Source organism: Massilia sp. LjRoot122, assembly GCF_964252725.1.
In the GTDB taxonomy this organism is placed as follows: Bacteria; Pseudomonadota; Gammaproteobacteria; order Burkholderiales; family Burkholderiaceae_D; genus Telluria.
This window is the reverse complement of record NZ_CAXUPB020000001.1, coordinates 4,062,677-4,083,541: the sequence shown is the minus strand read 5'-3', so window position 1 is coordinate 4,083,541 and position 20,865 is coordinate 4,062,677. Positions and strand designations below refer to the sequence as shown.

At 67.2% G+C, this 20,865-nt stretch carries 19 protein-coding genes and 1 riboswitch; of the genes, 9 read left to right on the top strand and 10 right to left on the bottom strand.

The genetic code is table 11. The annotated features are described in order from the left end of the window. Window positions 1–4: 4 nt before the first annotated feature. Together ACSQ25_RS17855 and ACSQ25_RS17850 are read right to left on the bottom strand one after the other, a co-directional pair. Window positions 5–2,083, bottom strand: coding sequence for an MASE4 domain-containing protein (locus tag ACSQ25_RS17855; protein ID WP_436107010.1), 2,079 nt, complete (start codon window positions 2,081–2,083; stop codon window positions 5–7). Between the two features lie 77 nt (window positions 2,084–2,160). Next, a complete protein-coding gene (locus ACSQ25_RS17850) occupies window positions 2,161–2,310 on the bottom strand; it encodes a hypothetical protein (protein ID WP_436107009.1) in 150 nt (49 codons plus the stop codon). A gap of 169 nt (window positions 2,311–2,479) precedes the next feature. Here ACSQ25_RS17850 and ylqF point away from each other — a divergent pair, with 169 nt between their 5' ends. Then, window positions 2,480–3,427, top strand: a complete 948-nt coding sequence (ylqF, locus tag ACSQ25_RS17845) for a ribosome biogenesis GTPase YlqF (RefSeq protein WP_436107008.1) — start codon at window positions 2,480–2,482, stop codon at window positions 3,425–3,427. A 113-nt stretch (window positions 3,428–3,540) separates the two neighbouring features. Here the strand turns inward: ylqF and ACSQ25_RS17840 are convergent, their stop codons facing one another. The 3 genes from ACSQ25_RS17840 to ACSQ25_RS17830 are packed head-to-tail and all read right to left on the bottom strand — an operon-like array spanning window position 3,541 to window position 7,479. After that, entirely contained in the window at window positions 3,541–4,341 is an 801-nt protein-coding gene (locus tag ACSQ25_RS17840; protein ID WP_436107007.1) for a DODA-type extradiol aromatic ring-opening family dioxygenase, read from the bottom strand. Window positions 4,342–4,390: 49 nt separating this feature from the next. Beyond that, on the bottom strand, window positions 4,391–5,278 hold the full coding sequence (locus ACSQ25_RS17835) for a hypothetical protein (RefSeq protein ID WP_436107006.1): 888 nt from the start codon (window positions 5,276–5,278) through the stop codon (window positions 4,391–4,393). After that, window positions 5,275–7,479, bottom strand: a complete 2,205-nt coding sequence (locus tag ACSQ25_RS17830) for a M1 family metallopeptidase (protein ID WP_436107005.1) — start codon at window positions 7,477–7,479, stop codon at window positions 5,275–5,277. The genes ACSQ25_RS17835 and ACSQ25_RS17830 overlap by 4 nt, the downstream gene beginning before the upstream one ends. Before the next feature lie 113 nt (window positions 7,480–7,592). Then, window positions 7,593–7,828, top strand: a riboswitch (cobalamin riboswitch). Window positions 7,829–7,893: 65 nt separating this feature from the next. On the opposite strand from ACSQ25_RS17830, the gene ACSQ25_RS17825 reads away from it, so the two are divergent. The 4 genes from ACSQ25_RS17825 to ACSQ25_RS17810 all read left to right on the top strand — a co-directional run bounded on the left by ACSQ25_RS17825 (window position 7,894) and on the right by ACSQ25_RS17810 (window position 11,973). After that, window positions 7,894–9,879 carry a TonB-dependent receptor gene (locus ACSQ25_RS17825; RefSeq protein WP_436107004.1) on the top strand — a complete coding sequence of 662 codons (1,986 nt, stop codon included), beginning with the start codon at window positions 7,894–7,896 and terminating at the stop codon, window positions 9,877–9,879. Then, window positions 9,879–10,766: a cobalamin-binding protein gene (locus ACSQ25_RS17820; protein ID WP_436107003.1), complete on the top strand. Its 888-nt coding sequence runs from the start codon at window positions 9,879–9,881 to the stop codon at window positions 10,764–10,766. The genes ACSQ25_RS17825 and ACSQ25_RS17820 overlap by 1 nt, the downstream gene beginning before the upstream one ends. A gap of 218 nt (window positions 10,767–10,984) precedes the next feature. Further along, a complete protein-coding gene (locus tag ACSQ25_RS17815; protein ID WP_436107002.1) occupies window positions 10,985–11,647 on the top strand; it encodes a thiol:disulfide interchange protein DsbA/DsbL in 663 nt (220 codons plus the stop codon). Beyond that, window positions 11,644–11,973, top strand: a complete 330-nt coding sequence (locus ACSQ25_RS17810) for a hypothetical protein (protein ID WP_436107001.1) — start codon at window positions 11,644–11,646, stop codon at window positions 11,971–11,973. The genes ACSQ25_RS17815 and ACSQ25_RS17810 overlap by 4 nt, the downstream gene beginning before the upstream one ends. A 19-nt stretch (window positions 11,974–11,992) precedes the next feature. On the opposite strand, the gene ACSQ25_RS17805 is transcribed toward ACSQ25_RS17810, so the two are convergent. The 4 genes from ACSQ25_RS17805 to ACSQ25_RS17790 are packed head-to-tail and all read right to left on the bottom strand — an operon-like array spanning window position 11,993 to window position 14,740. Further along, a complete protein-coding gene (locus tag ACSQ25_RS17805; protein WP_436107000.1) occupies window positions 11,993–12,577 on the bottom strand; it encodes a DUF6151 family protein in 585 nt (194 codons plus the stop codon). Then, window positions 12,574–12,879, bottom strand: coding sequence for an antibiotic biosynthesis monooxygenase family protein (locus tag ACSQ25_RS17800; protein ID WP_436106999.1), 306 nt, complete (start codon window positions 12,877–12,879; stop codon window positions 12,574–12,576). Before ACSQ25_RS17800 ends, ACSQ25_RS17805 begins: the two co-directional genes overlap by 4 nt. Then, window positions 12,876–13,415 (bottom strand): lipopolysaccharide transport periplasmic protein LptA, encoded by a 540-nt coding sequence (gene lptA, locus ACSQ25_RS17795; protein WP_436106998.1) that lies wholly within the window; start codon window positions 13,413–13,415, stop codon window positions 12,876–12,878. Before lptA ends, ACSQ25_RS17800 begins: the two co-directional genes overlap by 4 nt. A gap of 23 nt (window positions 13,416–13,438) precedes the next feature. Next, complete coding sequence (locus tag ACSQ25_RS17790) at window positions 13,439–14,740, bottom strand: ATP-binding protein (protein ID WP_436106997.1); 1,302 nt, start codon at window positions 14,738–14,740, stop codon at window positions 13,439–13,441. Window positions 14,741–15,016: 276 nt separating this feature from the next. On the opposite strand from ACSQ25_RS17790, the gene ACSQ25_RS17785 reads away from it, so the two are divergent. The 3 genes from ACSQ25_RS17785 (at window position 15,017) to ACSQ25_RS17775 (ending at window position 17,841) form a co-directional block, all read left to right on the top strand. Continuing rightward, window positions 15,017–16,234 (top strand): protease complex subunit PrcB family protein, encoded by a 1,218-nt coding sequence (locus ACSQ25_RS17785; RefSeq protein WP_436106996.1) that lies wholly within the window; start codon window positions 15,017–15,019, stop codon window positions 16,232–16,234. 69 nt (window positions 16,235–16,303) lie between these two features. Further along, window positions 16,304–17,143, top strand: coding sequence for a MipA/OmpV family protein (locus ACSQ25_RS17780; protein WP_436106995.1), 840 nt, complete (start codon window positions 16,304–16,306; stop codon window positions 17,141–17,143). Then, a complete protein-coding gene (locus ACSQ25_RS17775) occupies window positions 17,143–17,841 on the top strand; it encodes a hypothetical protein (protein ID WP_436106994.1) in 699 nt (232 codons plus the stop codon). Before ACSQ25_RS17780 ends, ACSQ25_RS17775 begins: the two co-directional genes overlap by 1 nt. A 118-nt stretch (window positions 17,842–17,959) precedes the next feature. Here ACSQ25_RS17775 and ACSQ25_RS17770 read toward each other — a convergent pair whose 3' ends face one another. Further along, window positions 17,960–18,649: a response regulator gene (locus ACSQ25_RS17770; protein ID WP_436106993.1), complete on the bottom strand. Its 690-nt coding sequence runs from the start codon at window positions 18,647–18,649 to the stop codon at window positions 17,960–17,962. Between the two features lie 167 nt (window positions 18,650–18,816). Between ACSQ25_RS17770 and ACSQ25_RS17765 the strand changes: the two genes are divergently transcribed. Then, entirely contained in the window at window positions 18,817–20,790 is a 1,974-nt protein-coding gene (locus ACSQ25_RS17765; RefSeq protein ID WP_436106992.1) for a S9 family peptidase, read from the top strand. Window positions 20,791–20,865 lie beyond the last annotated feature (75 nt).

Genomic DNA, 20,865 nt, shown 5'->3' with positions numbered 1-20,865 from the left:
ACGCTCAGGCCGCCGTCGCGCCTTCGCGCAGGACGGACCGTACCGCATGCGCCAGCTCGTCGCGGCCATACGGCTTGCTCAGCAGGCTGACGCCTTCGGCGAGCTTGCCGTCGTGGATCACGGCATCTTCGGTATAGCCCGAAGTGAACAGCACGCGGATCGCCGGATGGGCGGCGCGCGCCAGTTCGGCCAGCCGGGTGCTGCTGGTGGCGCCCGGCATGATCACGTCGGTGAACAGCAGGTCGATGCGCGCATGCTGTTCCAGCACCGTGCGCGCCTCGTCGGCACTGGCGGCGCTCAGGATGCGGTAGCCGAGCCCCGACAGCATGGCGCTGACGTTGGCGCGGATCTCGGCTTCGTCGTCCACGACCAGCACGGTTTCGCTGCCGCCCACCGCCTCGCCCGGCTGGGCGGGCTTCTTGTCGACCGCCGATGCCGGCGTGCGCGGCAGCAGGATGACGATGGTGGCGCCCTGGCCCGCTTCGCTCTCGATGTCGATCTGGCCGCCGCTCTGCTTGACGAAGCCGTAGACCATGCTCAGGCCGAGGCCCGTTCCCTTGCCGACTTCCTTGGTCGAGAAGAAGGGCTCGAAGGCGCGCTGCCTCACTTCCGGCGTCATGCCGCAGCCGGTGTCGGCGAAGCTGATGCGCACCGCCTCGCCGTCCGCCCCCACCAGGTTGCGTACGCCGATCGTCAGGCGGCCGCTTCCTTCCATGGCGTCGCTCGCATTCAGGGTCAGGTTGAGGATGGCGTTTTCCAGCTGCTGCGGATCGACGATCACGTTCCAGGCATCGGCATCGATCTGCAGGTCGATGTCGATACGCTCGCCGACGGCGCGCTTGAGCAGCACGTCCATGTTGGACAGCACTTGGGCCAGGCTGGTCGGCGCCGGCTGCAGCGGCAGCTTGCGCGCGAAGGACAGCAGCTGCGAGGACAGGCGGGCGCCGCGCCGCACCGCATCCTGGGCCGAGGCGCAGCGCGGCAGGATCTTCTCGTTCCCGGCCGCGAACATCTTGATCAGGTCGAGGTTGCCGTTGATGATGTGCAGGACGTTGTTGAAGTCATGCGCCACGCCGCCGGTGAGCTTGCCGACCGCTTCCAGCTTCTGTGCGTGCAGCAGTGCGTCGCGCGCCTCTTCCAGCGAACGGGTGCGTTCGGCGACCAGGGACTCGAGGTGCAGCTGGTGGTGCTCCAGCTCGACCTTGGCGGCGGCCAGCTCGCCGGCATTCAGCGCGGCGTTCAGGTAGACCCGGTTCACTTCCTTCATGTACAGCGCCAGCATCACCAGCGCCGATACCAGCGCATTGATGCGGCCGACGTACCAGCCAATCGACAGGCGCGCGCCGCCGGCCATGGTGATGGCATTGTCGATGGCGAGGGCGAACATGGCCACGCCGAGCCAGGCACTGATCGGCGTGGCGAAGCGGGTCGCGCGCCACAGCATGAACAGCGCCAGCATGACGATGGCCTGGATCAGCGGCGCATAGCCGGTGCGGGTGATGGCGCTGAAATCGCCGCCGCTGTCCATCGGCGGCAAGGCGTCGTGGAACACGGTGACGGCAATCAGGGTCGCGCCGAGCGCGGCGCAGGTCAGCAGGACGCAATGCAGGAAGCCGCTCTCCGCGCCGGCCACCTGCGCGCCCGGCCGGCGCAGCTCGGCGAGCGCATAGGCGAACAGCATGCCGCTGGCGCCGATATGCCAGAAGAACCAGAGCCAGATCGTGGTCTGGGCGCCGCCCAGCAGGCGGGTGTCGGCGACGAAGGCATTCGGCAGCGACAGGAACTGCGCGACCAGCACGCCGGCCGTGTAGATGCAGCCGCCCCACAGCCAGAGCATCGCGCGCAGCCGGGTCTGCTTGAAATAGCCGTGGATCAGGTAGGCGGCAACCAGGTAGGCGCCGATCAGGGCGGTCTGGTAGGAAGGCACGAAGGCGGGAACGTTCGGCCACTTGTGGGCCGCGAAAGGCATCAGGCAGGCGGTGACGATGCCGATGGCCAGGGCGGCCAGCAGGGCCTGGCGCTGGAAGGGAGCGAGTGCGGACTGCGGGCGCGTCGTCCGCAGACCGTCGAAAGTGGATTGCATGGTGGGGCTTCCTGCGCTTTGCCTGAGGTAAGCCCCGAGAATAGCATTGTTTGTCTTTCTCGATAGAAATTGTGTCGTTAACCTGACAGCAGCGGGAAACGATCGATGAAGCAGGCCGCCCCGACCATCCCGCACAGCAGGCCGAACGCACACCAGCGTCCCAGCGACTTCTTCGGCGGAAGCTCGATCGCGGCCCAGCGTGGCGTTTCCCTTGGCAGGTGGTGCATGATGCTTCTCCCGGATGCGGCCCAGCGGGCGGAAACGCCAGTCTGCGCCGATGCGCCGCAAATACATTGCAATGAATCAATAGACTGGCGCTTCAGGCCTGCTGTTTATTCTCAATCCGGCCGCCAGCGTAAAATAGCGGCTTGATTGAAGCATTTAAGAAAGCACAGCATGTCGATACAATGGTTCCCGGGGCACATGAATGCGGCCAAGAAGGAAGCCGCCGAGCAGATGGAGAACACCGACCTGGTGATCGAAGTCCTCGACGCCCGCCTGCCCGAGGCGAGCTGCAACCCGCTGGTTGATCAATTGCGCAAGTTCCGCCAGCGTCCTTGCCTGAAGATCCTGAACAAGACCGACCTGGCCGATCCGGCGGCAACGGCTGCCTGGAAGGCCTATTACGACGCGCAGGAAGGCGTGACCGCCTACCCGATGACGACCAAGAAGCCGGCCGACGTCGCGCGCATCCCGGACATCTGCCAGTCGCTGGCCCCGCACCGCGGCGTGCCGACCAAGCCGCTGCGCATCATGATCATGGGGATCCCGAACGTCGGCAAGTCGACCCTGATGAACGCGCTGCTCAAGAAGCGGGTGGCCAAGGTGGGCGACGAGCCGGCCGTGACCAAGGTCCAGCAGAAGCTCTACCTCGGCAAGCACATCGTGCTGGTCGACACCCCGGGCATGCTGTGGCCGAAGATCGCGATGGCGAGCGACGGCCTGATGCTGGCCGCCAGCCACGCGGTCGGCTCGAACGCCCTGATCGAAGAGGAAGTGGCGGAGTTCCTGGCCAACTCGCTGCTGGAGCGCTATCCCCAGCTGCTCACGGCGCGCTACGGCTTCAAGACCGAGGGGCTGGACGGCATCGCCGTGATCGAGGGTGTGGCCCAGCGCCGCGGCTTCCGCGTGCGCGGCGGCGAATTCGACTACGAGAAGGCGGCGCACGTGCTCCTGCACGACTACCGCACCGGGGCGCTGGGACGGATCAGCCTCGAGACGCCGGAAAGCCGCGCCGCGGCGCTGGCGCGCCACGCGGAAGAGATGGCGGAGAAGGCGCGTATCGCCGAAGAGAAGGCGGCGGCGAAGGCGGAAGAGGCGATGCGCGGCAAGCGCGGCAGCTAAGGCTGTTCGTAGGGTGGGCGGGTCTCCCGCCCACGCGTTCACATCACGGTGATGTCGCCTGCGCGGCAATTCAGATCGAAACTATCACCGCGTGGGCGGCGTAGCCGCCCACCCTACATCCCCCCGAAGCGGAAGCTGGATACCGTCAGCGACCCGAAGAAATCGTCTTCGTGATACACGCAGGCCGCCGGCTCCTGTTCGGCGGCCCCGAGCGCCACCATCAGCGGCAGCAGGTGCTCCTCGCGCGGATGCGCCGCCCGCGCCATCGGCGCTTCCTCCCAGCGCAGCAGCGCCGCCGTGCGCGCTGAGGGCGGCAACACCATCACCTCCTGCAGCCAGCCGTCGAAAGCCTTCGAGGCCGCCGCCCCGGCCGGTCCGAACTGCCGCAGATTGTGGAAGGACAGCCCGCTGCCCAGGATCAGCACCCCTTCGTCGCGCAGCGGCGCCAGCGCGCGGCCTGCGTCGATGTGGGCCTGCGGGTCGAGGTCCTGCCGCAGCGACAGCTGCACCACCGGCGTCGAGGCCTCCGGATAGACCGGATACAGCATCGAGAAGGTCCCATGGTCGAAGCCGCGCTCCGGATCGAGTCCGGCCGGATGTCCGCCCGCCTGCAGCAGCGTGGCGACGCGCTGCGCCAGCGCCGGGTCGCCGGGCGCGGGGTAGCTGATGCGGTAGGTGTGCGGCGGGAAACCGCCGTAGTCGTAGATCATGCCGGGCGCGCTGCCGGATGACAGCATGAAGCCCGGCGTCTCCCAGTGGCTGGTCACGACCAGCACGGCCCGTACCGCGTCGCCATGGGCCTGCCGGAGCGCGGCCAGCGAGGCTTCCAGGCGGTCGTAGGCGCCGCCGGTCTGTTCCTTCATCCACGGCCAGGGGCCGCCGCCGTGCGAGACGAAATAGGTGGGGAGAGTCATGGGTGCTCCTTGCCGCGGTCGAAGCACCCATGGTAGCCGATCGGGGACATCAGCGTGCGTGCATGCCCCGTACCAGCTCCATCAGGCCGAACAGGCGCGCGCAGCGCATCCAGGCCAGCGCCAGCACGGCCAGCTGGGCCAGCAGCAGGCCGCCGAGCAGGCTGCCCGCGCCCAGCGCCGGGACGTTCAGGCGCGCCAGCGCCAGCACCGCCGCAAGCAGCAGGCCGACTGCGCTGAGGCCCAGGTACAGGCCCAGCACCGCGAAGGGACGCTGCACCAGCAGTCCCAGGCCGTCGCACCAGGCCAGCACCGCCGAGCTGCGGCGGCGGTCGAGCGCCAGCACGGCGCGGCCCAGGTCGAGCGTGGCGTGTGCCAGCAACATCAGCAGGCCGGCCACCAGGCCCGCACCCATGACGGCGCCGGCGGCCTGGCCGTCGGCGGCGTCCAGCACCAGCGCGCCGAGGAAGGCGGCGACGCCGAGCGGGACCACGGCCCACAGCAGCATGCGCAGCAGGCGCCCGTATTCGCGCACCCCGCCGGCGGCCAGGGCCGCGAAGCCGAGCGGCGCCGGCGCCCGTGCGGCGGTGATGGCCGCGCCGGTGAGGAGCGGCGACAGCAGCAGGGTCAGTGCCAGTGCGACGCTGCCGCCGCCGGCAAGGGCCGGAGCATAGCGGGTGTGCATTCCCATGACGTCGGCGATGGCGACCAGGTCGAGGCGCCGGGCCAGCGCCGCGGCGTTCACCGTGTGGTCGAAGGCGGCGCCCAGCATGGTCCAGAGCGGCAGCGCGGCGGCCAGGGTGGGCAGCAGCAATCCCAGCAGCCAGAGCAGCATCAGGCGCCACTGCAGGGCAGGGCGCAGGGAGCGCAGCAGGCTGTTCGCGGCAGCCGGCGCGGCCTGCGCCTGCGTCGGTTCGAAGGTGGCGGTGGTGGTCGTCATACGGTGGCGATCAGGGACAGGATGAGTTGGAAGAAGGCGGCCGCGTCGGCCGTCCAGCGGGTCGATGCGCTGCGATCGGGCGCCATGCTGCGGCTGTCATCGAGCTTGTTGACGTCGAGGTAGTGGGCGCGGCGCGGATCCAGTTCGGCCGACACGGCGCGCGCCGGCTTGACCCAGCTGAAGCGGCGCCATTTTTCATCTGGCGAGGCGGCGTTCCACGTCAGCGTTTCGCTGCTGCCGTCCGCGAAGCGCACCACCAGGGTCTGCGGTACGGCGGCGCCGTCGCGGCGCAGGGTCACCTCGGTGCGCCACGGGAAGGGGCCGAGACCATCCTTTGCTTTCGGATTCGCCTTCTCCCACTCGGCACGCTGCTTCGCGATACGCTCCTCCACCGCCGCGCGCGATTCTTCGACGCGCTTGCCGTTGACGACGCGGGTGCCGGCGAGCGGCAGTTCTTCCTCGCTCGTCAGCTTGGCCACGCGGTCGTCCACGCGCGCCGTGGCATAGATCTGCTTCGCGAACACATCCTCGACGGCGGCGCGTTCGCCGCTGCCGTCGGCCAGCGCCTCGCGCAGGTCGGCGATGCCCGGGTGGCGGAATTTCCAGCGGCGGTAGTATTCCTTGAAGCCGCGCTCGATCGCCTCGCTGCCGATGCGCGCTTCGAGGTCGCGCAGCACGACCGCGCCGCGGGTGTAGACCGGGCCGATGCCCTGCAGGCGCCGCCAGGCGTTCTGTCCCGGCGCGTCGGCCGGCCGGTCGCGCGGCATGAACAGGCGCATGCCGTCGAAGCCCTCGAAGGCCGGATCGATGCCGATCCGCTTCAGGAAGCCAGGGGCCGGATAGATCTGCTGGCCGCGGTCGCGCATCATGCGGCTTTCCCAGTAGGAGTTCAGGCCTTCGTCGAGCAGGGGTTCTTCGAACTCGTTGCTGGCCAGGATGCCGTAGAAGTAGCCGTGGCCGAATTCGTGGATCGTCACTGCGTCGAGATCGAAGGCCTCCTGCGTCTTCGGCGCCACCTCGGCATAGCCCGCGGCGGTGAAGAAGGTCGGGTATTCCATGGCGCCCGCTTCTTCCGCGCCTTCCGGCGGAATCACGACGGTGAGCGTGCGGTAGGGGTAGGGGCCGAGCGCGCGCGAGAAGTAGGCCAGCGACTCCTTGGCCGCCTTCATCGCCGGCTTGGCGCTGGCCTCGTATTCGGGCGGGTAGAGCACCTGCACGGTCACGATCGGGCTGCCGGGACCGGTCCAGGTCTCCACCAGCGGGCGGGCGCTGCGGCTGTCCGCGGTCCAGGCGAAGTCGTGCACGTCGTGCTGCACGTAGCGGTGGGTGAGCATGCCGTTCTTCTCGACGGGCGCGCCCTGCAATTCGCCGGTGGCGCCGACCGTATAGCCCTTCGGGACGGTCAGGCTCACGTCATAGCTGCCGAAGTCCGAATAGAACTCGGAATCCAGGTGGAACTCGTGCGCGTTCCAGCGCGGCGCCGTTGCACCGCGTTCGCCCGGCAGTTCCAGCACCGCGATCTTCGGAAACCACTGCGCCACCAGGTGGAAACTGCCGTGGTGGCCGGTGCGCGCGATCACGCGCGGCAGCTGGGTGCTGAAGGCCATGTCGAGGGTGGTGGAGGCGCCCGGGGCAACCGCCTCGGGCAGGTCGAGGCGCGCCACCGTGTGGTCGGTGGCGGGGCCCTTGTCGGGCTGGACGAAGCGCCACGCGACCCGGGCGCCGCCCTGGCTGACGCCCTGCAGGCTGATATGGCCCCATTCGCCGTCCTTGGTGTCGATGCCGCCGCGGAAGGCCTCGCCGCGCTGGCGCTGCTCGGTGAAGAAGCTGCTGCCTTCGCCGGCGAAGGCGTTCATGTAGAGGTGGACGTAGACGCTGCGCACCGGCACGGCGCTGCGATTGCGCCAGGTGAGCTGCTGGCGGCCGCTGACCACGTGCCGGACCGGGTCGAGGGTGGCGGCGATGCGGTAGCTCACCACGCGGTCGGACAGGGTCGGGTGGTCGCCGCTGCGGATGCCGCCCCAGGCATCGGGACTGCTGGGAACGGTGACGGCGGCGGCGTCCGGTGCGGCCAGCGCGATGCCGTCGAGCGGTGGCGGGACGGCGGGCGCCGGCGCGTCGGCCCAGGCCAGCCAGGCGCCGCCCACCCCGAGCGCCAGCAGCGTTGCCGCGAGCACGCCGCGCTTCCATTGGATCTGCATGCAAGACTCCCTGTTTTGGTATGAGCGCGACTATATCCAGAAGATTATTAAATTTCCAATCTTTTAGGATAGAAACGCAAATAGGGCGACAGAAGCGCAAAAAGCTTGTCAGGTTATAATCTCGGGGTTCTGGTGCCCGCGCATGCCCTCCGCATGCGCAGTTAAACGGGAAACACGAGGCAACGGCGCTGCGCGCCTACGCCGAGGTGTGCTGCCCCCGCAACGGTCAACAAGCGTCGTTCCTCTCCCGAGTAACGACAGGCTGCCTCGATAACCACTGTGCATCGCATAGGAAGGTGGGGCGGTCCGTCTTGCAAGCCCGGATACCGGCCAGACAGGTGGAAGCGCCCGCGGCGTTTCCGTTGAAACCGGTGTGCGGGGACGCAGGCCGGTGCCATTACCGAGAACATCCACATGAAATTTGCTGTCGTACCACGCAGCGCGCCGGCGTTCAAGCCGCTCGCGCTGGCCTGCGCCCTGTCGCTGTCCGTCCTTGCCGCCAACGCCGCTGCCCAGGAATCCCTGCCGTCGATCGTCGTCACCGGCGCCCGCTTCCCGGCGCAGACGGCCGCCGCACCGATCGGCGCCACCGTCATCACCGCCGAGGACATCCGCCGTGCCGGCGCCACCGACGTCAATGCCGCGATCCGCAAGGTCGGCGGCGTCTACGGGCGCCAGAGCCTGGACGCGTCGCCGGACTTCGCGCTCGACCTGCGCGGCTTCGGCTCGAACAGCGCCCAGAACCTGGTGATCCTGGTCGACGGCGTGCGCCTGAACGAGAACGAGCTGAGCAACGCGGTCCTGTCCAGCATTCCGGTGGATACCGTCGAGCGCATCGAGATCCAGCGCGGCGGCAGCAGCGTGCTGTATGGCGAAGGCGCGACCGGCGGCGTGATCAACATCATCACCCGCCGCGCCGGCGCGAGCGGCACCCACGGTTCGCTGTTCGCCGAAGCAGGGCGCTTCGACGCCCACGACCTGCGCGGCTCGCTGAGCCATGGCGCCGGTCCCTGGTCGCTCGACGTGGCCGTGGCCGACCGCGGCACCGACAACTACCGCAAGAACAGCCAATTCAAGCAGAAGACCGCCAGCGGCGGCGTGCAGTACAGCCATGGCGCGGGCCGCGCCGGACTGCGCTTCGAGCGTTCGGAGCAGGACGCGCGCTTCCCCGGTTCGCTGACCGAAGCCCAGTTCCTGGCCAATCCGCGCCAGACCCTGACGCCGGACGATTTCGGCACCCTCGACACCGACCGCTACACGGCCTTCGTCGAGCACCGCATCGGTGCGGTCGAACTGGCCGCCGAGCTGTCGCGCCGCGAGCGCGAGGTCGAGGCCAACTACTTCTACATGATGGGCGGCGCCAAGGTGGCCTCGCGTGTGCGCTACGACGCCAGCCAGACCCAGTTCTCGCCGCGCCTGCGCCACACCGCCGCGCTGGGCGGCATGCGTAACGAGCTGGTGGCCGGCCTCGACCTGGTGCGCTGGGAGCGCCAGACCAGCTCCGACTTCTCGCGCGGCGACGCCGAGCAGGATGCCAAGGCTGTCTACCTGCGCAACGAGATCCTGTGGAACGCGCCGCACAACGCCCGCCTGGCCATCGGCGGCCGCCACGAGCGCTTCACCAAGGACTACTCGGATCCGCTGGCTTTCCCGCCGGTGCTGAACGAGCACCGCAAGCAGTCGATCAATGCCTGGTCGCTGGAAGGCAGCATCGACGTGCTGCCGCAGGTGACCGTGTTCGCCAAGGCCGGCCGCAGCTACCGCATCGCCAACGTGGACGAGAACAGCCTGCGTTCGGGCCCTGAGGTGCTGGCGCCGCAGACCTCGCGTGATCTGGAACTGGGCGTCAGCGCCGGTTCCGCTGCGCGCCAGATCAGCGCGCGCCTGTTCCGCCACCGCCTGAAGGACGAGATCTTCTACGATCCGACCATCGGCTGGGGCGCCAACACCAACCTCGACCCGACCCGCCGCCAGGGCGTCGAAGTGGAAGGGCAGCATGCGCTGACCCAGGACCTGCGCCTGAACGCCAAGTGGCAGCGCGTCGATGCCGAGTTCACCGGCGGCCCGAACGCCGGCCGCGAAATGGTGCTGGTGCCGAAGAACGTCGTGACGCTGCGCGCTGCATGGACGCCTGCCGGCGGCCACAGCGCCGACATCGGCGCCCAGTGGGTGGACAGCCAGCGCTACGGCAGCGACTTCAGCAACAGCTGCGGTACGCGCATCCCGTCCTACACCACGCTCGACGCACGCTACGCCTACCGCGTTGGCGGCTGGGAAGCGGCCGTCAGCGGGCTCAACCTGGCGGACCGCCAGTACTACAGCAATGCCTTCGGCTGCCGTTCGGGCATCTACCCGAGCGACGGCCGCCAGCTGAAGCTGTCGCTGCGCTACGCGTTCTGATGGCCGCGCCCCGACTTGCCGTAGCGGCGCTGCTGGCGCTGGCAACTGCCGGCGCCGGGGCCGCGGTGACCGTGGTCGACGATGCCGGCCGCCGCGTCACCGTGCAGCAGCCGGCCCGGCGCGTCATCTCGATGGCGCCGCACGCCACCGAGCTGCTGTTCGCGGCCGGCGGCGGCGCGCGCGTGGTCGGGGCCATGAACTACAGCGATTACCCGGAAGCGGCGAAGACCATCCCTCTGGTCGGCAGCAACAGCGTGATCGACATGGAGCGGGTGCTGGCCCTGAAGCCCGACCTGGTCGTGGTCTGGCACAGCGGGAATACGGCGCGCCAGATCGCCCAGATCGAGTCGCTGGGCGTGCCGGTCTTCCACAGCGAGCCGCGCAGGCTGGCGCAGGTGGCCGACAACATCGAGCGCCTCGGGCAGCTGCTGGGCACCGGCCCGGCGGCGTCCAGCGCCGCGGGCGCGCTGCGCGGGAAGCTGGCCGGGCTCGAGGCGCGCTACGGCGGGCGTTCGCCGGTGTCGGTGTTCTACCAGATCTGGGACCAGCCGCTGTACACGCTCAACGATGCGCAGATCGCCAGCGACGCGATCCGCGTCTGCGGCGGGCGCAACGTGTTCGGCGGGCTCAAGGTCGTCGCGCCGGAGGTCAGCCTCGAGGCGGTGCTGGCGGCCGATCCCGAGGCGATCATGGCGGGCAAGCGTTATGATCCGGCCAATCCGGGGCTGAAGCTGTGGGAACCGTACAAGAGCATGACAGCGGTGAAGCGGGGCAATTTGTTGACGGTGAATGGCGAACTGCTGACGCGGCCGGGCCCGAGGGCTGTGGATGGAGCTGCGTTGTTGTGTGAGGCGCTGGAAGGGGTGCGGCAGCGCAGGCCGAAGTGACTTCGGATGGAAAATTGGGTTCCCGCCTGCGCGGGAACGACGATGCTACTTGTGTTGGCCTAAAAACCGTCTTTCTTTACCGTAGTCACTAACGCAACTCCCCCGTTTCCCCTGCGTTAATTCCGTAAGCAAATGCAAAATTCAGCCCTTCCTCAGAATGAAGGGCGAAAAAAGTGGTAATCTCCCGGCGTTTGCTCAATCACTTGTGAAGGAAACCTATGCGTTCTCTGCGTTTTGCCCTCATCGCCGCCACCATGGTCGCCAGCACCGCGTTCGCGTCGCCTGCCGACCCGAAGAACGGTGTCGACTACCAGACCCTGAGCGCGCCGCAGCCGGTGCAGGCAACGGGCAAGAAGGTCGAGGTCATCGAGTTCTTCGCTTACCACTGCCCGGCCTGCAACATGCTGGAGCCGGCCTTCAATGGTTGGATCAAGAAGCAGGGCGACAACATCCACGTGCGCCGCATCCACCTGCCGTTCCAGGGCCCGGCCGATCCGGAAGCCCACCTGTTCCTGACGCTCGAAGCGATGGGCAAGCTCGACCAGTACCACCATCGCGTGTTCCAGGCCGTGCACGTCCAGCGCCAGCGCCTGATGAAGGATGACCAGATCATCGAGTGGGCAGTGAAGAACGGCCTGGACCGCGCCAAGTTCATGGAAACCTGGAACTCCTTCGGCGTGACCACCAAGCTGCGCCGCCTGAACCAGATCTCGGGCGCCTACAAGGTCTCCGGTACCCCGACCATCATCATCGACGGCAAGTACGTGGTGTCGCCGAGCCAGGTGGCCGAAGCCAACAAGATCCAGGACGTCGGCCAGATGCTGCAGGCGACCACCCAGGTCATGGACGCACTCGTCAAGAAGGCTGCTGCCACGAAATGAGCAATGACGTCGAACGCGAAGTCCTCAAGATGTACGATGGGTCCCGGCCCAACGAGGACGACCTGTTTGAAACCAGCCATGTGAACCACGTGGCGTGGTCGCTGGCGGTGTTCTGCGCGGGCGTCGCCGTCTGGCTCGCGATTGCCCTCGTCAATGCCGAGAACCAGCGCTACGCCCTGATGACCAATCAATGCCCCGATCCGCTCTTCAAGGGCGGGATCGACAAGGCATGTCTCGTGACCGTGCACTCGCGCGAGCACTGGTGGGAACACCTGTGGTACGGCGTGACCCACGTGCGTGCGGAGCGCGAGCACAGCGGCCGCTGATCCTTCCTGGCGCTGGTCCTTACGGGGTCAGCGCCGTCCTTTCTTCCAGCGACAGCACCTGCACCGGTTTCACCGGCTCGTCGCTGTGCGGACGGAAGAAGGGATTGTTCCTGTAGCCCCCTCCCAGGCGCGCCTTCATGAGCATGGCGCCGACCTTGACCACCACCCATACCGTACTCAGGCCGCTCGAGGCGACCGGCTTCGTGGCCGTCGCCGTCTGGGTCCGGCAGCGCAGCGGCCCGAGCGTGCGCGCAAGTTCCGCATCCGGCGCATCCAGGCAGGCCCGCACCAGCCCGACGTAGGAGCTGCGCGGGTCGCGCGGCGTCGCGCCGACCGGCGTGCGGCAGCAGCTGGCGTACCAGCGGTACAGTCCCTTGGGGCTGAGCGACATGCAGGCCAGGTGCTCCAGGCCCGCCTCGAAACGCACGGCGGCGGGCAGGGTGGCGGCCACCTCGGTGCCGCCGGCCTCGTCCAGCACGCCGCTGCCGAGGAAGTGGCCATAGGCCTGGCAATCCTTGCAGTAGCACACCGCGCGTGCAGCCACGCGCGTCTCGTCGACCTGGCCGCGCAGCTTGCCGCAGCGGCAGCGTAAGGCAATACTCATACTTCTCCTCCGTCGAGGACCATCGCGTAATGCTCGACGGTCGGGAAAGGATCGTAGAAATGGTGCAGCAGGGCCTTCCATTCCTGGTAGCCGGGCGAGCCGCGGAAACCGATCGTATGGTCTTCCAGCGTCTGCCAGTTCACCAGCAGCACATAGCGGTTCGGCCGTTCCAGGCAGCGCTGCAGCTGGTGTGAAGCATACCCCGGCATGGCGGCGATGATGCCGGATGCCTGGCGGAAGGCCGCTTCGAAGGCTTCTTCCTGGCCGGGCCGGACGTCGAGGGTGGCGACTTCGAGGATCATGGTTGTGCCTTCCGTTTCGATTGCAGGGTGATGGTGTTGCGCCCGCCGCCCGGACGGTCTTCGCCCGTGCTGGTATTGCGCAGGCTGAATTCCTCGGTGCGGCTGTCGTAGGCGATGTATTCGCCCTCGGCCTCTTCGGTCTGGAGACCGCCGAGGGTACGCCTGACCTTCGCCTTCGACATCAGTTTCACCATGGCCGAGCGGTCATCGTACTCCACGCGGTCGGCTTCGCCCTCCATCCAGCGTTCGCCGGGGCCGTCGGCCTTCTGGCGGAAGCGCACCTTCTTGCCGGGCTCGGCCTGCAGCAAAATGCGCTGGTAGCCTTCCGGCGACTCTTCGACGCGGCCGCCGTCGGCGCTGATCGTCAGGGTGCCGCGGGTCAGCTCCACCCCGCCCGCCACCATGAAGCTGCGGGTCAGGCTGTTGGCATCGCAGGAGCGGCAGGTGATCTGGGTCGGCTTGTAAACATCGGCCTTCTCGGCGGCCGCCTGGCCCGCCGCGGCCAGCAGCGCGGCAAAAAGGATGGTTCGTTGCATGGCTGGTCTCTCGTATTGTCGTCTCAGGCGGGCAGGGTGATCACGAAGCGCGCCCCACCCAGCGGCGAGCTGTCGGCGCGCAGGCTGCCGCCGTGCAGGGCCACCGCCTTGCGCGCGATCGACAGGCCGAGGCCGAAGCCGCCGGTGGCGCGGTCGCGGCTGCGGTCGAGCCGGTAGAAAGGCTCGAATATCTTGTCGCGTTCCTCTTCCGGGATGCCAGGGCCGTCGTCGTCCACCGTGATCTCGACGCCGCCGGCGCTGCGCGTGGCCGACAGCAGGATGCGGCCGGCGGCATATTTCTGGGCATTGCGCAGCAGGTTGCAGACGGCGCGCGCCAGCAGGCGGCGGTCGAGTTCGAGTTCGCCCAGCTCGTCGCCGAAGGCGCAGTCGAGCGCATGCGGGGAGGGCGGCAGCATCCCGGTGCATTCGCGCAGCACCTCGGCCAGCGCGGTGGGCTCGAGCTGCAGCTTGCGTGCGCTGTCGAGTTTGCTCATGTCGAGCAACTCGTTGACCAGGGAATTCAGTTCGCGCAAATCGCCCTCCATTCCCCGGATGCGCTTGCTCAGGTCCGGGTCCTTGGCGCGCGCGTCCAGCAACTCCAGGCCGAATTCGAGCCGCGCGATCGGGGTGCGCAGTTCGTGCGACACCGAATGCAGCAGGCTTTTCTGCGCTTCCAGCAGGTCTTCGATGCGGTCGGCCATGTGGTTGATGCGTTCGGCCAGCGGGTAGATGCTGGCCGAGGGTTTCATCTGGGCGCGGGCGGTCAGCTTGCCGCTGCCGAATGCGTCCGCCACGCGCGACAGCGACTGCAGCCCCTGCCAGTGCGAGCGCGACCACAGCGCGATCGGCACCAGCAGCGCCACCGCGACGATCACGTAGCGCAGCGCTTCCATGATGAGCGCCTGCTTGACGTCGACCGGCAGGTTCTGGGCGCGCAGCACTTCCTCGTGGCTGCCGATATAGCGCTCGCCCTCCAGGTCGACGCGGCGGTAGAAGCTGCGTGCGGCAGGATCCAGCACCAGCTCGCCGCGGTCCAGCAGGGCGCGCCGGCCGGCGGGCAGGGCCTGGCGCGCATCGGCCAGCGGCACCAGGTCATAGCGCACGTCCGACACGATACGCACATTGTTCAGCCGCACCAGCCACTCGTCCGGCGGCGCCTGGTCGACGTATTGTTCAAGCAGGAAAATCTGCGCGGCCGCCTGGCGGCGTGCGATGTCCTCGAGCGGGTCCCCGAACAGACGGCTGAAGGCGAAATAGATCACGAAGGTGGCCGCCGTGATCGACAGCATGACCAGCACGAAGAAACGGAAGAAAATCCGGTTCACTTGCCCATCCTGCATAACTGGCGGTGTCGAATTGCTGCCCTACACATAGTATCTCCTTGGCAGCATTGTATAGGAGCAAACGAAGCTTTGGTTAGCCCGCCAGCCTTACAAATTGATGACAATTCATCGACAGTTCGAGGGGGAATGCAAGGCGCGAATTTCTTACCATGCTCAACATCAGGTTCAGGATTATCTGGTTTTCCGTTTGCCCGCCTGATATGCGAGTGTCGGCGGGTTTTTTTATTCCTAAGGAAACGATCGGTGGAGAAGAAGAAAATGAGTCAGGTCGGACGCACCCTCATCACTGCCGCCATGGCCGGCGTGACCCTGGCAGCCTGCGGCGGTGGCGGCGACAGCCCCGCCGTCATGCGCAACCAGACGGCAGGGCAAGGCATCGCCGTCGGCGAGCCGAATGGCGGCGTTCCGGTCGTTTCCGAGTACATCAAGATGGCGCAGGAGGCTTCCTGCGCATCGACCCGCAACAATCTCTTCCTCGTCGACAGCAAGTACGTGCTGTGGGACCGCGCCGGCAATTGCGCCGACAATTCCTACGGCCAGGTTCTGATGGGCGCGACGCCGCAGGCCGTGCTGTGCTCGGCGGGCGACAGCATCGCCGGCCCGCGCACCAGCTGCAGCGACGAGAGCCAGCGTGCGCTGTTCGACACCATGCTGAAGAACCTCGACAAGGCCGACCTCGGCCTGGGCGCCGGCCACAAGGTCGAGCCGGTCGGCTTCCTGCCCAAGTCGGGCACCCCGGTCGCCTACAAGACCATCGTGACCGACTCCTTCTCCGGCATCGAGACGCCGCGCGAAGTCGTGATCAAGGATGCCGCCGCCTGGTCCGCCCTGTGGGCCGAACACAGCAAGGCCCGCATCGCCGCGCCCGAGGTCGACTTCTCGCGCACGATGCTGGTGGCCGTATTCCTGGGTAACAACCCGGTCTGCGGCAGCTTCGACGTGGTGCACGTCGGCGCCAAGGACGGCAAGCTGCTGGTCGAATACGAAGTCCGCGACCTGTCCCCGGTGGCGCTGTGCCTGGCGGCCATCACCCAGCCGATGCGCGTGATTGCGGTGCCGAAGCTCGATGCGCCGGTGGAAATCCGCAAGATCGTCTCGGATTACCTCAACTTCACGACCGTCGAGCCGACTGTCCGTAGTGCGATCCACAGCGAGCGCAATGTCGTCGTGCGCGACGAGGCGGAATGGGCCACCCTGTGGGCCGAGCATGCGGGCGGCGAGCATCCGCTGCCGAAGATCGATTTCAGCAAGAAAATGGTGATCGGCGTATTCCGTGGTCCCAAGCCGAGCACCTGCCATGGCGGCGGCGTCAGCGCGGTGAACTTCGAGGGCGGCAAGCTGAAGGTCGGGATCGTCGACACCGAGCCCGGCCCGGGCATCGCCTGCGGCATGATGATCGTCTACCCGGCCCACCTGGTCGTGGTGAACCGCAGCGAGGCGCCGGTCGAATTCGTGACGCATACGCGTACCCAGTAGTAACAATGCGTGAGAGTTTGGCTTGCCCGACGTAAAATATCAGGCTCGCCGAACTCCGATTGTGAATACATGAAAAAGCTTTTCGCCCTGGTCCTGGCTGTCTTGGGCAGCGCCGCAAGCGCACAGACGCCGACCACCAACCCGATGCCCGATGGCAGCCGCGATATGTATGCTGGGCTGGGCGTCGTGTCGGGTCCACGCTACGAAGGGGCGGACAGCAGGAAAACGAGGGCATTGCCGGTGCTTCAGGTCCAGTGGAGCAACGGCATCTTCATTTCGGGCATGAGCGCGGGGATGCACCTGTCCGCCAACCCGACGATCGAATACGGCCCGCTGCTGGCGATCCACCCGCGCCGCACCGAATCGGGCACCGGTGGCGAGATCGGCGACGTCGCGGGCGCCAGCCTGCTGCCGACCGCGCTGCGCGCCTTCGCCGGCAACCCGCTGGCCGGGATGGAAGAAATCAAGACGCGCCCGGAAGCCGGCGCCTTCTTCAACTATTACCTGTCGCCGGCATGGCGCCTGACCAGCTCGGTGCTGGCCGGCGCCGGCAATGACCGCAACGGCGTGCGCGGCGAGATCGGCATCCAGCGCCTGGCCATGGAACTGGCGCCCCACCACACGCTGTCGCTGTCGGCCGGCCTGGGCTTCGCCAACCGCGCCTACCAGCAGTCCTATTTTGGCGTCACCGAGGCCCAGGCGCTGGCCAGCGGCAATCCTCCCTACCGCCCGGACGGCGGCCTGAAGGACCTGCGCATCGGCGCACGCTGGAACTGGGTGCTGTCGCCCTCGTGGATGCTGACCTCCAGCCTGCAGGCCACCCGCCTGGCAGGCGATGCCCGCCATAGCCCGCTCGTCGAGCGGCCCACCAACCTGACGGTTTCGACCGCCTTCGCCTACCGGTTCTGATGATGCGACTCGCACACGCCACCGCATGCGCATGCCTCCTGAGCACGGCCACCCTGGCCGCGGCACAGGTGCAGCCGCAGGCCTCGGAGTGGGCGAGCTACCGCGATGCCTACCGTACGGTGGTGGTGTTCGAGAAATACGGCGGCGCCAAGAACCTGCTGCAGAACCACCTGCAGCTGCTGCCGCGCGAGAAGGGCGTATTGGGCGAAGGCCTGCAGCTGGTCCTGACCGGCAAGAGCGTACAGACCAGCCTGGCGCTGGATGCGCTGGGCCGCGGCGTGCTGCCGCTGATGAAGGCGGCCTACGACGACAACGCCGTGCTGGCCCCCGGCCGCAGGATCGGCCCCTTCAGCCTGCGGGCCCGGGTGACGATCGCGCCGCAAGCCGACAATGTCTACGACACGGATGAGTTGCGCGCCGCCTGCGAACAGGCGCTGGCCTATGCCCGCCACGTCGACGCCACGGCGCGCTCGCGCCAGTGCGTGGGCGTGCGCATGGTGTTCCCGAAGAAGGGCATGGAGACCTCGGTCAAGCTGCGCCGTCCCGAGGGCGAACAGGGGCTGGCGGTCGCGCCGGGAGCGGCCTTCGGCGGTGACCCGGATGCCGACTTCCCGGCCGTGAACTACCGTTTCGACGCCGAGCGCGCCCAGCTGATCACCTACAGCGCGCCGCTGGCGATCGTGCCGCTGTTCGAATAACACCCGGCATTAGCGTAGGGTGGACGGCTTCGCCGTCCGCGCGTCCAGCAGGTACATGCGTTGCCACGGTGCGACCGTGAGTCGAACGCGCGGTCGGCGGAGCCGACCACCCTACATGTTAGTTCCAGGCCGATGGCGAGAACAGGTAACCCTCGCCCCACACCGTCTTGATCTTCTCCGATTCCGCATCGTCGAACTTGCGGCGCAGTTTCGAGATGCAGTTGTCGATGCTGCGGTCCAGGCCATCGAACTCGATGCCGCGCATCTTCTTGAGCAGGGCATCGCGCGACAGCACGCGGCCGGCCGCTTCGGCCAGCACCAGCAGCAGCTTGTATTCGGTATTCGACAGCACGCAGGGCTCGCCGCGCCAGACCACGCTGCGGTCGGTCGTGACGATGCGCAGCGCGCCGAACTGCAGCACGCGGCTGTCGACGCCGCCCCTGGTCTGGGCCGTGCGCCGCATCAGGGCGCGCAGGCGCGCCAGCAGCACGCGCGGCTGCACCGGCTTGTTCACGAAATCGTCGGCGCCCTGTTCCAGGCCCGAGACTTCGTCGTAGGAGTCTTCGCGCGCGGTGAGGATCAGGATCGGCACCTCGGACAGCTCGCGGATCTGGCGGCACACCACCATGCCGTCGAGTCCCGGCAGCATCAGGTCGAGCACGACGACGTCGGGCGACAGGGTCTTGAAACCTTCCAGCGCCTGGTCGCCGCGGGTGACCAGGTCGACCGCGAATTCATAGCCAGACAGGTATTCGGTGACGAGCTCCGCCAGGCGTGCATCGTCTTCCACCAACATCACTCGGTACATGCTTGATTCTCCTTGGTCCGAGATTGTATCGAACTACTTACTCGGCAGCACAGCCCCTACAAAGGGGGGACATTCGGATACAAGTGGTGACATGGTTGTCGTTGGGCCGACATCGTGTAAAGTTGGAATGCAGTAATACCAACCGCCATCTCAATGGAGACTACTGGATGAGACCTGTACGCCGCCCGCTCGGGCTGACCCTGATTGCAACCCTGATCGCCGCCGCCGGCGCTGCCGTGGCCCAGGAGCCCCCCGTCGCACCCCCAAGCGCGATGGTGCTGGAAAACGTGCCGCCGGTACGCGCCGGCCTGGCCAGCCAGGTGGCGAAGTACAACGAGTTCAAGCCGACCTCGTATGCGTCCTGGCACCCGACCAAGCTCGAGATGATCGTCTCGCGCCGCCACAATAACACGCCCCAGCTGTTCCGCGTGGCGAAGCCGGGCGCGCCGCTGGAGCTGATGACCGACTATGCCGAACCGGTACGCAGCGCCCAGTACGAGCCGCGCCACGGCAAGTTTTATGTGTTCGGGCGCGACACGGGTGGCAATGAAGTCTTCCGCGCCTATAGGCGCGACGTCGGAAGTGCCGACGCGATCCCGGTCACGCCGGACAACCGCCGCGTGCAGGACACCGCCTGGGCCAAGAAGAGCGGCAAGCTGCTGTACGTGACCGTGCCGGTCGGTCGCCAGGGCTCGAACGACCAGATCACCTCCACCATCAGCATCGCCGATCCGCTACAGCCGGAACAGGCGCGCGTGCTGGCCGAGCTGCCGGGCGGCGGCTGGGGCTCCTTCGCCTTCTCGCAGGACGACAAACAGCTGGTGTACAGCGAGTACGTGTCGGCCAACGAATCCTATCTGTGGTTGATGGATGTCGCCAGCGGCAAGAGCCGGCGCCTGACCGAAAAAGGCGGAGAGAAGGTCGCCTACGGCAACGCGGTGTTCGCGCGCGACGGCAAGGGCGTCTACACGACCAGCGACCGCGGCTCGGAATTCCGCCGCCTGGTCTACATCGACCTGGCCAGCGGCAAGGAGACCGTGCTCACGCCCGAGATCAATTGGGACATCGACGACATGGACCTGTCCGAGGACGGCAAGCTGCTGGCCTTCGTCGCCAACGAGGACGGTAGCAGCGTGCTGCGCATGATGCGTACCTCGGACCGCAAGTTGGTGGCCCAGCCCAAGCTGCCGATCGGCGTCATCGGCCGCATCGAGTGGCACAACAACAGCCGCAACCTGGCGCTGTCGCTGTCCTCGGCGCGCAGCCCGTCCGAGGTCTACAGCATCGATGCCAAGACCGGCGCGGTGACGCGCTGGACCCGGCACGAGAAGATGGACGTCGACATGAACAAGTTCGTCGAGCCTGCGCTGGTGCGCTGGAAGTCCTTCGACGGCCGCATGATCTCGGGCTTCGCCTACCGTCCGGACGCCGCCAGATTCCCCGGCAAGCGTCCGGTGGTGATCAACATCCACGGCGGACCGGAAGGGCAGTCGACGCCGGGCTTCCTGGGCCGGAACAACTATTACACGGACGAGATGGGCCTGACCGTCATCTATCCGAACGTGCGCGGTTCGACCGGTTACGGCAAGAGCTTCCTGAAGCTAGACAACGGCAAGCTGCGTGAGGATTCGGTGAAGGACATCGGCGCGCTGCTCGACTGGATCGCTACGCAACCCGACATGGACGCCTCGCGCGTGGCGGTGGTGGGCGGTTCCTACGGCGGCTACATGACGCTGGCGGTATCGACCATGTACCCCGAGCGCATCGCCGCGGCAATCGACATCGTCGGCATCTCGAACTTCATCACCTTCCTGGAACGCACCGAGAGCTACCGCCGCGACCTGCGCCGCGTGGAGTACGGCGACGAGCGCGATCCGGAGATGCGCAAGTGGATGGAGGCGTCGGCGCCGGCCAGCAACGCCGCCAAGATCAGGAAGCCGCTGTTCGTCGTGCAGGGCAAGAACGACCCGCGCGTGCCCTGGCAGGAGGCTGACCAGATCGTGGCGACAGTGAAGAAGAACGGCACGCCGGTGTGGTACATGACGGCGAACGATGAAGGGCACGGCTTCGGCAAGAAGGCGAACGCCGATTACCTGTTCTATTCGACGATCGACTTCTTCAATACTTACCTCCTCAAATAGGTTGGCGCTTTTCGTAGGGTGGGCGGGTCTCCCGCCCGCGCGTCCAGCCAGCCCTAGCGTTACGAGGACTCATTC

Coding starts and splice junctions, on each gene's coding strand:
- ACSQ25_RS17805 (WP_436107000.1), bottom strand. CDS start 12,577: ATGAGTATTGCCTTACGCTGCCGCTGCGGCAAGCTGCGCGGCCAGGTC.
- ACSQ25_RS17840 (WP_436107007.1), bottom strand. CDS start 4,341: ATGACTCTCCCCACCTATTTCGTCTCGCACGGCGGCGGCCCCTGGCCG.
- ACSQ25_RS17775 (WP_436106994.1), top strand. CDS start 17,143: ATGATGCGACTCGCACACGCCACCGCATGCGCATGCCTCCTGAGCACG.
- ACSQ25_RS17825 (WP_436107004.1), top strand. CDS start 7,894: ATGAAATTTGCTGTCGTACCACGCAGCGCGCCGGCGTTCAAGCCGCTC.
- ACSQ25_RS17770 (WP_436106993.1), bottom strand. CDS start 18,649: ATGTACCGAGTGATGTTGGTGGAAGACGATGCACGCCTGGCGGAGCTC.
- ACSQ25_RS17830 (WP_436107005.1), bottom strand. CDS start 7,479: ATGCAGATCCAATGGAAGCGCGGCGTGCTCGCGGCAACGCTGCTGGCG.
- ACSQ25_RS17765 (WP_436106992.1), top strand. CDS start 18,817: ATGAGACCTGTACGCCGCCCGCTCGGGCTGACCCTGATTGCAACCCTG.
- ylqF (WP_436107008.1), top strand. CDS start 2,480: ATGTCGATACAATGGTTCCCGGGGCACATGAATGCGGCCAAGAAGGAA.
- ACSQ25_RS17820 (WP_436107003.1), top strand. CDS start 9,879: ATGGCCGCGCCCCGACTTGCCGTAGCGGCGCTGCTGGCGCTGGCAACT.
- ACSQ25_RS17835 (WP_436107006.1), bottom strand. CDS start 5,278: ATGACGACCACCACCGCCACCTTCGAACCGACGCAGGCGCAGGCCGCG.
- ACSQ25_RS17800 (WP_436106999.1), bottom strand. CDS start 12,879: ATGATCCTCGAAGTCGCCACCCTCGACGTCCGGCCCGGCCAGGAAGAA.
- ACSQ25_RS17780 (WP_436106995.1), top strand. CDS start 16,304: ATGAAAAAGCTTTTCGCCCTGGTCCTGGCTGTCTTGGGCAGCGCCGCA.
- lptA (WP_436106998.1), bottom strand. CDS start 13,415: ATGCAACGAACCATCCTTTTTGCCGCGCTGCTGGCCGCGGCGGGCCAG.
- ACSQ25_RS17810 (WP_436107001.1), top strand. CDS start 11,644: ATGAGCAATGACGTCGAACGCGAAGTCCTCAAGATGTACGATGGGTCC.
- ACSQ25_RS17855 (WP_436107010.1), bottom strand. CDS start 2,083: ATGCAATCCACTTTCGACGGTCTGCGGACGACGCGCCCGCAGTCCGCA.
- ACSQ25_RS17785 (WP_436106996.1), top strand. CDS start 15,017: ATGAGTCAGGTCGGACGCACCCTCATCACTGCCGCCATGGCCGGCGTG.
- ACSQ25_RS17815 (WP_436107002.1), top strand. CDS start 10,985: ATGCGTTCTCTGCGTTTTGCCCTCATCGCCGCCACCATGGTCGCCAGC.
- ACSQ25_RS17850 (WP_436107009.1), bottom strand. CDS start 2,310: ATGCACCACCTGCCAAGGGAAACGCCACGCTGGGCCGCGATCGAGCTT.